Here is a 12109-nt window from a genome sequence, read left to right on the forward strand (position 1 = left end):
GGATCAACATTGACAATGATGACATCAACGATGGATGGTCGATCGCAGGGTATCCGTACACCGACACTGGGAGCAGGACGTGACCGTCACACAGATCGACGTACCCAAGGGGCTCGCCGGAGTCGTCGTCACCGACACCGCCCTCGGCGATGTCCGGGGCGGCGAGGGCTTCTACCACTACCGCCAGTTCTCGGCCGTGGAACTCGCCGCCTCCCGTTCCTTCGAGGACGTGTGGCACCTGATGTTCCACGGCGAGCTGCCCGACGCGAAGGCGTCCGCCGCCTTCGCGGACCGGGTCGCGGAGTTGCGCCCCCTGCCCGGGATCGTCCGCGACCTCCTCCCCGAACTGGCCCGGGCCGGCGGAACGGCCGGTCCGCTCGCCGGCCTGCGCACGGCGCTGGCGCTGGCCGGCGCCGCCCACGGGTTCCGGCCGGTCTACGACCTGACGACCGCCGAACGGGCCGAGGACGCGCTGACCGCATGTGCTCTCGTTCCGACGCTGCTGACCGCCCTCCACCGGCTGGCACACGGTCTGGAGCCGGTCGAGCCACGTGCCGACCTGCCGCACGCCGCCAACTACCTGTACATGCTGACCGGACGGGAGCCTGAGCCGCGGCACGCCAGGGCGGTCGAGCGCTACCTCGTCTCCACCATCGACCACGGCTTCAACGCCTCGACCTTCACCGCCCGGGTGATCGCCTCGGCGGGCGCCGACGTCGCCGCCTGCCTGACCGGGGCGATCGGAGCACTGTCCGGGCCGCTGCACGGCGGTGCGCCCAGCCGTGCGCTGGACACCCTGGATGCCATCGGCACACCGGAGCGCGCCGACGCCTGGGTGCGGGAACAGGTCCACGCCGGCCGCCGCATCATGGGTTTCGGTCACCCGGTCTACCGGACCGAGGATCCGCGCTCGCGGATGCTCAAGGAGATCGCGCTCGAACTCGGTGGCCCGCTGGTCGACTTGGCGGTAGGCGTGGAGGACCGCGTCGAGACGGTCCTCGCCGAGCTGAAGCCGGGACGCGAACTGCACACCAACGTCGAGTACTACGCCGGGGTCGTGATGGAACTCTGCGGACTGCCGCGGGAGATGTTCACGCCGACCTTCGCGTCCGCCCGCGTCGTCGGCTGGAGCGCGAACGTGCTGGAACAGGCGGAGGACTCCAAGATCATCCGGCCTGCGGCGCGCTATGTGGGCCCGCCGCCCCCGCAGCCGGTACCCGCGGCGGGCCCCTCGCTCTGAGAGAGCCGCGCCACGGGACGGTGCGTGGTGGTGCCCGCCACCCACCCCGGCGGGCACCACCACTCCCTATCCTGGGACCCCCGACGCACTCCCAGGAAGGACAGCACGTGCCGCGCCACGGCCACGACGAGCGCCCCGCCGACAGCCCGGAGGAGCCCGGAGACCGGAACCCGCCGCAGGCCCTCGCGCCGGTCCCCGCCGCCGGAGGCCGGGTCCCCGTGCTGGTGCTCGCCGGCTTCCTCGGGTCGGGCAAGACCACCCTCCTCAACCATCTGCTGCACAACCGGGAGGGCATCCGGATCGGCGCCGTGGTCAACGACTTCGGCGCGATCGAGGTGGACGCAATGGCAGTCGCCGGCCAGGTCGACGCGATGGTGTCGTTCGGCAACGGCTGCCTGTGCTGCGCCGTGGACCCGGCCGAACTCGACGAGGCGCTGGAACGGCTGGCGGATCCGTCGGCCGCGATCGACCTGATCGTGGTGGAAGCCAGCGGTCTGGCGGAGCCCCAGACCCTGATCCGCACCATCCTCGCCAGCAGGGACCGGCGGATCGCCTACGGGGGACTGGTCGAGGTGGTGGACGCGTCCGAGTTCGAGGCGACCCGCCGCCGGCACCCCGAACTCGACCGCCACCTGGCCGTCGCCGACCTCGTGCTGCTCAACAAGACGGACCGCACCGGCGCCGGAGAGCGTGACGAACTCGTGGCACGGATCAGGGAGATGGCGGCGCCCGCACCGGTCGTCACCGCCACGTACGGCCGCGTCGACCCCGGTCTGTTCTTCGACCGCGACGCGGGCAGGGCCCGCGTCCGGGACGACCGGCAGCTGTCGTTCGAGGATCTGCTGCCCGCCGAGGAGCGCGACGCGCACACGCACACCGCCTACCAGAGCGTGGAGTTCACCACCGACGAACCGATGAGCCCCCGCCGGTTCATGGCGTTCCTCGACACCCGGCCGGACGGGCTGTACCGGATCAAGGGGGCCGTCCACTTCGGCGCCGGCGGCGAGGCGGACCGCTACGACCTGCACACGGTCGGCGGCTTCCTCCGCTTCTACCCGACGCCGTGGGGCGGCGACGAGCCACGCCGGACGAGCCTGGTCATGATCGGTTCCGGCGTGGACGCCGCCGCCCTCCAGGACGCCCTGGCCGCCTGCGTCGGCCCCGCCGCCGACGAACGCGGCCCCGCCGCGCTCTACGGAGTGCTCCGCTTCACCGACCGAGCCGCCGGCGCGGCCACCGCCGATCCGCCGGCCGACGGGGACGGCACCGGGTGGCGACCCGAGACGGAGGCCGACATCGAGGAACCGCCGGAGTACGAGGAACCGCCGGAGTACGAGGAACCGCCCGAGTACGAGGAACCGCCGGTCCACGACCGCGCGTCCACCGCCCCGCGCTGACCGCGGTGGCGGCGGCTCCGTACCGCTCCACGACGCGGTGGGGGCGGGACGCGTCGCCGCGCCCCGCCCCCACCACCAGCCCGTACCGGTCCAGTACGGTCCGGTCCGGTCCGGTCGTTACGCGGTGCCGCCGATCGCCCCGATCGGCTTCGCCAGCGGTGTCCCCGAGCCGTCCCGTCGCGGGTCGTGGTCCGGCAGCGGGGAGGGGCCGCCGGTCGGCGACGCCGCCCGCGCCGGCGTGGCGCCCGCCCAGGCGAAGTCCAGCCCCTCCTCACCCTTGAGGAAGCGCTGGCAGCGCACGCCGCCGGTCGCGCGGCCCTTGCGCGGGTACTGGTCGAACGGGGTCATCTTGGCGCTGCCGCCCTCGACCAGGGTGCCGCTGCTGCCCGCGACGGTGACCACCACGGCCTCCGCGCCCGGATCGACCGCCGTGAACGAGATGACCCGGGCGCCCTCACCCAGCTTGATGCCCGCCATCCCGCCGGCCGGCCGGCCCTGCGGGCGTACCTGGGCCGCCTGATACCGGAGCAGCTGGGCCTCGTTGGTGATGAAGACCAGATCCTCCTCGCCGGTGCGCAGCTCGACCGCGCCGACGATGACGTCCCCCTCCTTGAGGGAGATGACCTCCAGCTCCTCCTTGTTGGACGGGTAGTCCGGCACCACCCGTTTCACGACGCCCTGTTCGGTGCCGATCGCCAGGCCGGGAGAGGACTCGTCCAGGGTGGTCAGACAGATCGCCCGCTCGCCGTCCTCCAGCGAGAGGAACTCGGCCAGCGGAGCCCCGCCCGAGAGACTGGACGCGCCCGTTTCGGGGAGCTGGGGAAGGTCCACGACGGCCAGCCGCAGCAGTCGTCCCGTGGAGGTGACCGCGCCCACCTCGCCCCGGGTGGTGGCGGCGACGGAGGAGATCACGACATCGTGCTTGACGCGCCGTCCCCCCGTCTCCAGCGCGCCGTCCGCGCCCGGTCCGCGCGCCAGCAGGCCCGTGGAGGAGAGCAGTACCCGGCACGGGTCGTCGGGGACCTCCAGCGGAACGTCCGCGACCACCGCGCCCTCGGCGTCGGCCAGCACGCTGCGGCGCGGGGTGCCGTACTTCTTGGAGATCTCGGTCAGTTCGGAGGAGACCAGCTTCCGCAGCTCCGCGTCGGAGTCCAGGATCGCCGTCAGCTCCGCGATCTCGGTGTTCAGCCGGTCGCGCTCGCTCTCCAGCTCGATCCGGTCGAAGCGGGTGAGGCGCCGCAGCGGGGTGTCGAGGATGTATTGGGTCTGGATCTCCGACAGCCCGAAGCGCGAGATCAGCCCGTCCTTGGCCGCCGCCGCGTTGTCGCTGGCTCGGATGATCCGGATGACCTCGTCGATGTCGACCAGCGCGACGAGCAGCCCCTCCACCAGGTGCAGCCGCTCACGGCGTTTGGTGCGCCGGAACTCACTGCGGCGGCGCACGACGGTGAACCGGTGGTCGAGGTAGACCTCCAGCAGCTCCTTGAGGCCCAGGGTCAGCGGCTGGCCGTCGACCAGGGCCACGTTGTTGATGCCGAAGGACTCCTCCATCGGCGTCAGCTTGTACAGCTGCGCCAGCACGGCCTCCGGGACGAAGCCGTTCTTCACCTCGATCACCAGCCGCAGCCCGTGAGCGCGGTCGGTGAGGTCCTTGACGTCGGCGATGCCCTGGAGACGCTTGGAGTTGACCAGGTCCTTGATCTTGGAGACGACCTTCTCCGGGCCGATCGTGAAGGGGAGTTCGGTGACCACCAGCCCCTTGCGGCGCGGTGTCACCTGCTCCACCGCCACCGTGGCGCGCATCTTGAAGGTGCCGCGGCCCTTGGTGTAGGCGTCGTGGATGCCGTCGAGGCCCACGATCTGGCCGCCGGTGGGCAGATCGGGGCCGGGCACGTACCGCATCAGGGTGGCCAGGTCGGCGCCGGGATGACGGATGAGGTGCTTGGCCGCGGCGATGACCTCGGTGAGGTTGTGCGGCGGCATGTTGGTGGCCATACCCACCGCGATCCCGGACGCGCCGTTGACCAGCAGGTTGGGGTAGGCCGCCGGGAGCGCGACCGGTTCCCGTTCACTGCCGTCGTAGTTGGGCGCGAAGTCGACGGTGTCCTCGTCGATCGACGCGACCATCATCCCGGCGGCGGGAGCCGAGCGGCACTCGGTGTACCGCATCGCGGCCGGCGGGTCGTCGTTGCCGAGGGAGCCGAAGTTGCCGTGGCCGTCCACCAGCGGCAGCCGCATCGAGAACGGCTGCGCCATGCGGACCAGCGCGTCGTAGATCGCGCCGTCCCCGTGCGGGTGGAGCTTGCCCATCACCTCGCCCACCACACGGGCGCACTTCACGTGTGCGCGCTCCGGACGGAGCCCCATGTCGTGCATCTGGTACAGGATTCGCCGGTGCACCGGCTTCAACCCGTCCCGCGCGTCGGGGAGGGCCCGCGAGTAGATCACCGAGTAGGCGTACTCCAGGAACGAGCCCTGCATCTCGTCGACGACGTCGATGTCGAGGATGCGCTCGGCGAAGTCGTCTGGTGGCGGGGTCTTCGTGCTGCGGCGGGCCATCGCGGCGCGGCTCCTTCGGGGGCGTCGTGTGGGCGGGCGCACCACGTCGCCGGCGCTCTCGCCGGGGCGGTGCTGCCGACCATTGTGGACCTCCGCGCTGACAGCGGGGCGCCGGGACCCGGTTGCGGACATCCGCACGAGTGCGCCCCGGGCGCCTGACATCGCCCACATCGAGGGTCACCACGCATACAGTGACAGCCAGCGAAGCGGATCGACCGACGAGCGAAGGGACCCCTTACCCATGGGCCACACGGCCACCGAGCAACACGCCGCGGACGGGCGGGAAAACGCCGCAGCCGGACCGAGGGTGACCGAACACCGGCTCGCCAACGGCCTGCGCGTCGTCCTGTCCGAGGACCGCCAGACCCCGGTCGCCGCGGTCTGCCTCTGGTACGACGTCGGTTCCCGCCACGAGGTACCCGGCCGCACCGGCCTCGCCCATCTCTTCGAGCACCTGATGTTCCAGGGCTCGGCGCAGGTACCGGGCAACGGTCACTTCGAGCTGGTGCAGTCCGCCGGAGGCTCGCTCAACGGCACCACCAGCTTCGAGCGGACCAACTACTTCGAGACGATGCCCGCGCACGAACTGGAGCTGGCGCTCTGGCTCGAGGCCGACCGCATGGGCACGCTGCTGACCGCCCTGGACGAGGAGTCCATGGAGAACCAGCGCGACGTCGTGAAGAACGAGCGCCGCCAGCGCTACGACAACGTCCCCTACGGCACCGCCTTCGAGCGGCTGACCGCGATGGTCTACCCCGAGGGCCACCCGTACCACCACACGCCGATCGGTTCGATGGCCGACCTGGACGCCGCCTCGCTGGAGGACGCCCGCGCGTTCTTCCGCACCTACTACGCCCCGGGCAACGCCGTCCTCTCGGTCGTCGGCGACCTCGACACCGAGCGCACCCTCGGCTGGATCGAGAAGTACTTCGGCTCGATCCCCGCCCATGACGGCAAGCAGCCGCCGCGTGACGGCACACTGCCCGACATCACCGGCGGCGACCAGCGACAGGTCCTGGTCGAGGACGTCCCCGCCCGGGCGCTGCTGGCGGCCTACCGGCTCCCGCACGACGGCACCCGCGCGGCGGACGCCGCCGACCTGGCGCTGACCGTCCTGGGCGGTGGCGAGTCCTCCCGGCTCTACAACCGCCTGGTGCGGCGCGACGGCACGGCCGTCACCGCCGGCTTCGGCATGATGCGGCTCGCCGGGGCGCCGTCGTTCGCCTGGCTGGACGTCAAGACCTCCGGCGATGCCGAGATCCCCGCCATCGAGGCCGCCGTCGCGGAGGAACTCGACCGGTTCGCGGCCGAGGGCCCCACACCGGAGGAGATGGAGCGCGCCCAGGCGCAGTTGGAACGCGAGTGGCTCGACCGGCTCTCCACCGTCGCCGGCCGTGCCGACGAGTTCTGCCGCTACGCGGTGCTGTTCGGCGACCCGAAGCTGGCGCTGACGGCCGTGGACCGCATCCTGGAGGTCACAGCCGAGGAGGTCCGCGAGATCGCGGCCGCGCGGCTGCGCACCGACAACCGGGCGGCGCTGGTGTACGAGCCGTCCGGGGGCACCGACGGCGAAGCGGCCGAGGACGAGGACGACGTGAAGGAGCAGCAGCAGTGACCGACGCATCCTCTCCCGCCATGGAGCTGCACCCGCGTCCGACCGGTGGCGAGCCCGTGCCGTGGGCGTTCCCCGCCCCCGAGCGCACGGATCTGCCCAACGGGCTGAAACTGCTGCGGGTGAACCGCCCCGGGCAGCAGGTCATCGCCGTCGAGGTGTGCGTCCCGGTGCCGCTGACCGCCGAGCCCGAGGGGCTGGAAGGCGTCGCCGCGCTGATGGTCCGGGCGCTCAGCGAGGGCACCGAGCAGCACTCCGCCGAGGAGTTCGCCGCCGAACTGGAGCGCTGCGGCGCCACCTTGGACGCCCACGCCGACCACGCCGCGATCCGGGTGTCGCTGGAGGTTCCCGCCTCTCGCCTGGAGCGCGGCATGGAGCTCCTCGCGGACGCGCTGCGCGCCCCCGCGTTCGCCGACGCCGAGGTGGAGCGGCTGGTCCGCAACAGGCTCGACGAGATCCCGCACGAGCTGGCCAACCCCGCCCGCCGGGCCGCGATGGCGCTCTCCGCCGAGCTGTTCCCCGCCGACTCCCGGATGTCCCGCCCCCGGCAGGGCAGCGAGGAGTCGGTGGCGCGGATCAACCCCGCCGCCGTGCGCGACTTCTACGCCGCGCAGGTCCGTCCGACGGGTTCCAGCGTCGTGATCGTCGGCGACTTCGCCGGGGTCGACCTGGACGCCGTGGTGGAACGCACCCTGGGCCGGTGGCGTGGCGAGGCGGCGGCTCCGGCGGTGGTGCTGCCCGTGACCGCCGACGACACCGGACGGGTCGTCATCGTCGACCGGCCGGGCTCGGTCCAGACCCAGGTGCTGATCGGCCGCGTGGGACCGGACCGTCACGACATGGTCTGGCCCGCCCAGTTGCTCGGCGTCTACTGCCTGGGCGGTACGCTCACTTCCCGGCTCGACCGGGTACTGCGTGAGGAGAAGGGCTACACCTACGGCATGCGGGCCTTCGCCCAGGTGCTGCGGTCCTCCTCCGCCGGTGACGGCGCGGCGATGCTGGCCATCAGTGGCTCGGTCGCCACCGACGTCACCGGCCCGGCCATGGCGGACCTGTGGCAGGTACTGCGTACCCTGGCCGAGTCGGGGCTGACCGACGACGAGCGTGATGTCGCGGTCCGCAACCTGGTCGGTGTGGCGCCGCTGCGGTTCGAGACCGCGGCGTCCGTCGCGTCCACCATCGCCGACCAGGTCGACCAGCAGCTGCCGGACGACTTCCAGGCGAAGCTGTACGCGCGGCTCGCGGAAACCGGGACCGTGGAGGCCACCGCCGCCGCGGTCAACGCGTTCCCCGTGGACCGCCTGGTCACGGTGCTGGTCGGCGACGCCGGCCAGATCGCCGGGCCGCTGAAGGAGCTGGGTATCGGCGAGGTCACGGTGGTGACGGCCTGACGGCTGTCAGCCAGCGAAGGCACCGGTACGTCCTCAGGGCCCCGGTGCCCGGCGGTTCTCCGCCGGGCACCGGGGCCCGCTCCGTACCGACCGGCCGTGCCACGTGGCTCGCGGCGCCCGCTCCCTCTCCCACACCGCCGTCGGGCCTCCGCCCGGCCCTGCCCGACGTCCTGCCCGCCGTCCTGTCCGCCGGGCGTGCGCGGTCGCGCGGCGCGGCGCCTCCCGGAAGGCATGTCCGAAGTCGCGACGGCCGAAAGAATCCGGTCGCCCGGGTGCGCGGTCGGAATTCCCGAATGAATGTCATACAGTTCAGGTGTGACTCGGCGGGAATTCCTGCGCCGGGCCGGCCCAGCCATGGGGGTTATTGATGCGGATTTCGGCGCAGTCGGTGTGTGCGGCGATTCGTGACGACATCGTGGCCGGAGTGCTGCCGCGCGGGGCGCGACTCGCCGAGGAGCAGCTGGCGCAGCGGTACGGCGTCTCCCGGGTCCCGGTCCGTGAGGCGCTGCGCACCCTGGAGTCGGAGGGGTTCGTCGTCTCCCGCCGCCACGCCGGTGCCTGTGTGGCCCGGCCCGACGACCGGGAGGCCGCCGACCTCCTGGACATCCGGTCACTGCTGGAGCCGCTCGGCGCGGCTCGCGCCGCCCAGCGCCGTACCGAGGCCCATCTCAAGGTGATGCGCGGCCTGGTGCGACTCGGACGGCAACGTGCCGGTCAGGGGCAGGAGGCTGACCTGCGGTCGCTGGGGGAGTGGTTCCACGAGACGGTGGCGCAGGCCACCGGAAGCCCTCCGCTCGCCGCGCTGCTGGTGCAGGTCCGGCGCAAGATCACCTGGCTGTACCCGGCCGATCCGCCGCCCCGGGCGACGGCTGTCTGGCAGGAGCGCGGGGCGCTGGTGGACGCCATCACCCGCGGCGACGCCGAGCGGGCACGGGCGCTGTCCGTCGCCCAGGTCGAGCGGACGCGTCCGGCCCCGGGCCGCCGGGAGGACACCGTCACCCCGGACGCGGGCGGTGGTGGGGACGCGCTGCCCGGCCCCGTGCCCCCCGCGCGGAAACCTGCCGTAAACATGGCACGCGGCCAGTCGTAACGACGGGAGCCTATATTCGCGCCTGGCGGGAATTGCGGTGCTTATAACGCGGCCGAATTCCGCCCCGTATTTCCGGGACGCTTCGGCCGGAACGATGGGGAGATGCCCGTCGCTGAAAGCCGGCCTCAGGTAGTCCGCCGTGTTTCCGTCCGCTTCGGGAACGTGGACGGCCGGCCCCGGGAGGTCCCGGGAACCGGCCGCGCGTGCCCACCGGCTCAGACGGTCTCGGGCAGCTCCTCCAGGCCCTCGGCGACCAGCTTCGCCAGGCGGTCCAGGGCGGGCTCGGCGCCCTCGTCGTCGGAGGCGAGCACGACCTCCTGGCCGGCCTCCGCGCCCAGTCCGAGGACCGCCAGCATCGACGCGGCGTTCACCGGCGGGTTGTCGCCCTTGGCGATGGTCACCTTGGCGCCGGACGCGGTCGCGGCGCGCACGAAGATCGACGCGGGGCGGGCGTGCAGGCCCTCGGGCCAGCCGATGGTGACGCGGCGCTCAGCCATGATCTGTGTCCTCCGGTTCGGGTGGTGGTTCCACGCGGGTTCGGGTGATTCGTCCAGCAACTCTCGCACGCCGGGCCCGCCGCGCCGTTCCCCGGCCCCCGCCCCGGCCCGCCGGGCCCGCCGTACAGCGGGCGGGCGGGCCCCGGGCGGCCGTACCCTGAGCCCATGCGCCCGCCCGCGGAAACCGACCGGCCCGCACCGACACCGTCGCCGACCTACCCGGACCACTGGGAGGCCGACATCGTGCTGCGCGACGGTGGGACCGCCCATCTGCGGCCCATCACCGTGGACGACGCCGAACGGCTCGTCGGCTTCTACGAGCGAGTCTCCGACGAGTCGAAGTACTACCGGTTCTTCGCGCCCTACCCACGGCTGTCCGCGCGTGACGTCCACCGGTTCACCCACCACGACTTCGTCGACCGGGTCGGGCTCGCCGTCACCGTCGGCGACGACTTCATCGCCACCGTCCGGTACGACCGGATCGACGACGACGGCATGCCCGCCTCCGAGCCCGCCGACCGGGCCGAGGTCGCCTTCCTCGTCGAGGACGCCCACCAGGGGCGCGGGCTGGCCTCCGCCCTGCTGGAGCACATCGCGGCGTGCGCCCGCGAACGCGGCATCCGCCGGTTCGCCGCCGAGGTCCTCCCCGCCAACGGCAAGATGATCAAGGTCTTCACCGACGCCGGTTACTCCCAGCGCCGCAGCTTCGCCGACGGCTCGGTCCACCTGACCCTCGATCTCGAACCCACGGCCGCCTCGCTGGAGGTGATGCAGGCCCGGGAACAACGCGCGGAGGCGCGGTCGGTCGGACGGCTGCTCGCCCCCGGCAGCGTCGCGGTGATCGGCGCGGGCCGCCGCCCCGGCGGCGCCGGCCGTACGGTCCTGGACCGGCTGCTCGCGGGCGGCTTCACCGGCACCGTCCACGCCGTCAACAACGCGCTGCCGCCCGGCACTACGGAGCTCGGCGGAGCCCCCGCCCACCGCTCAGTCGGCGAGATCCCCGGACCGGTGGACCTCGCCGTCCTGGCGGTGCCCGCCGACCGGCTGGCCGCCGTGATCGCCGACTGCGGCGCCCACGGAGTGCGCGGCGTGCTGGTGCTGGCCACGGACCACTCCGCCGACGACCAGCGCGCCCTCGTGCAGCAGGCACGCTCGCACGGGATGCGGCTCATCGGCCCCGGCGCCTTCGGGCTGATCAACACCGACCCGGCCGTCCGCCTCAACGCAAGCCTGGGCCCGTACCTCCCGCGGCGCGGCCGGATCGGGCTCTTCACCCAGTCCGCCGCGATCGGCATAGCGGTCCTGGAGGAGCTGGAACAGTCCGGCGCCGGCCTCACCGCCTTCGTCTCCGCCGGCAACCGCGCCGACGTCTCCGGGAACGACCTTCTCCAGCACTGGTACGAGGACCGGGACACCTCGGTGGTGCTGATGTACCTCGAATCCCTGGGCAACCCCCGGAAGTTCACCCGCCTGGTTCGCCGTGCCGCCACCGCGGGCCGCCCCGTGGTGGTGGTCCGCGGCGGGCGGCACAGCGACGGGACACCGCCCCACGGGCACACCGTCCCCACCGGCCGCACCCCGCACGCCACGGTCTCCGCGCTGCTGCGCCAGGCCGGCGTCATCGAGGCCGACACCGTCACCGACCTGGTCGACACCGGACTGCTGCTGGCGCGGCAGCCGCTGCCGGCCGGAGACCGGGTGGCGGTCCTCGGCAACGCCGAGTCGCTGGGCGTCGTCGCGCACGACGCGTGCCGGGCGCAGGGACTGGATCCGCTGGAGCCCCATGGTCTCGGGCCCGGCGCCGCGCCCGCCGACTACCGTGCCGCCCTGGCCGCCGCTCTCGCCGACCCGGCCGTCGACGCGGTCGTCGTCACCGCCATCCCCACCGTCACGGACGAACCCGCGAGCGGCCTCGCCATGGACGGGGCGGATGCCGCGGACGCGCTCAGCGAGGCGCTGGCAGCCGCCGTGACCGAGGCCGGTGTCCGCAAGCCGGTGCTCGTCGCCCATCTGGCCATCTCCGGCCTCGCGGCGAGTCTGGCCGCCCACGACATCCCCGCCTATCCCTCCGCCGAGCGCGCCGTGCGCGCGCTCGCCCAGGCGGCGCGGCACGCCGCCTGGGTCCGCGCCGCCGCGGAGCCGGGCCGGGTACCCGAGTTCGACGACATCGACGCGCCGGTGGCGACCGCCGTCCTGAACGCGGCGCTGATGGGGCGTCCCGCGCCCACCGGGCCGGACACCGCCGCCGACGCGGCGGTCGAACTTCCCGACGACGACGCCCTCGCGCTGCTCGGTGCCTACGGGATCGACGTCCTGCCCACCC

The 12109-nt window shown here is 73.0% G+C and carries 8 protein-coding genes; 6 read left to right on the forward strand and 2 right to left on the reverse strand.

Features of this window, described 5'->3' with window-relative positions; translation table 11 throughout:
- Positions 1 to 79 precede the first annotated feature (79 nt).
- Together E0D90_RS03025 and E0D90_RS03030 are read left to right on the forward strand one after the other, a co-directional pair.
- Positions 80 to 1240, forward strand: a complete 1161-nt coding sequence (locus tag E0D90_RS03025) for a citrate synthase (RefSeq protein WP_227869950.1) — start codon at positions 80 to 82, stop codon at positions 1238 to 1240.
- Positions 1241 to 1458: 218 nt separating this feature from the next.
- Positions 1459 to 2637 (forward strand): CobW family GTP-binding protein, encoded by a 1179-nt coding sequence (locus E0D90_RS03030; RefSeq protein WP_227869951.1) that lies wholly within the window; start codon positions 1459 to 1461, stop codon positions 2635 to 2637.
- 117 nt (positions 2638 to 2754) lie between these two features.
- Here the strand turns inward: E0D90_RS03030 and E0D90_RS03035 are convergent, their stop codons facing one another.
- Entirely contained in the window at positions 2755 to 5196 is a 2442-nt protein-coding gene (locus E0D90_RS03035; RefSeq protein ID WP_130796499.1) for a DNA gyrase/topoisomerase IV subunit A, read from the reverse strand.
- A gap of 241 nt (positions 5197 to 5437) precedes the next feature.
- Between E0D90_RS03035 and E0D90_RS03040 the strand changes: the two genes are divergently transcribed.
- From E0D90_RS03040 to E0D90_RS03050, 3 genes are all read left to right on the forward strand, one after another.
- Positions 5438 to 6811, forward strand: coding sequence for a M16 family metallopeptidase (locus tag E0D90_RS03040; protein ID WP_103500667.1), 1374 nt, complete (start codon positions 5438 to 5440; stop codon positions 6809 to 6811).
- 20 nt (positions 6812 to 6831) lie between these two features.
- The gene (locus E0D90_RS03045; RefSeq protein WP_438827364.1) at positions 6832 to 8199 is read left to right on the forward strand and encodes a M16 family metallopeptidase; all 1368 of its coding nucleotides are present in this window, start codon (positions 6832 to 6834) and stop codon (positions 8197 to 8199) included.
- A 367-nt stretch (positions 8200 to 8566) separates the two neighbouring features.
- A complete protein-coding gene (locus E0D90_RS03050; RefSeq protein ID WP_103500669.1) occupies positions 8567 to 9289 on the forward strand; it encodes a GntR family transcriptional regulator in 723 nt (240 codons plus the stop codon).
- A gap of 215 nt (positions 9290 to 9504) precedes the next feature.
- Here E0D90_RS03050 and E0D90_RS03055 read toward each other — a convergent pair whose 3' ends face one another.
- Positions 9505 to 9786: an HPr family phosphocarrier protein gene (locus E0D90_RS03055; protein WP_103500670.1), complete on the reverse strand. Its 282-nt coding sequence runs from the start codon at positions 9784 to 9786 to the stop codon at positions 9505 to 9507.
- Positions 9787 to 9951: 165 nt separating this feature from the next.
- On the opposite strand from E0D90_RS03055, the gene E0D90_RS03060 reads away from it, so the two are divergent.
- Positions 9952 to 12109, forward strand: a 2158-nt coding sequence (locus E0D90_RS03060; RefSeq protein WP_130796501.1) for a GNAT family N-acetyltransferase, incomplete at its 3' end; no start/stop codon positions are given.

Source organism: Streptomyces otsuchiensis (assembly GCF_004305975.1).
GTDB classification, from domain to species: domain Bacteria; phylum Actinomycetota; class Actinomycetes; order Streptomycetales; family Streptomycetaceae; genus Streptomyces; species Streptomyces otsuchiensis.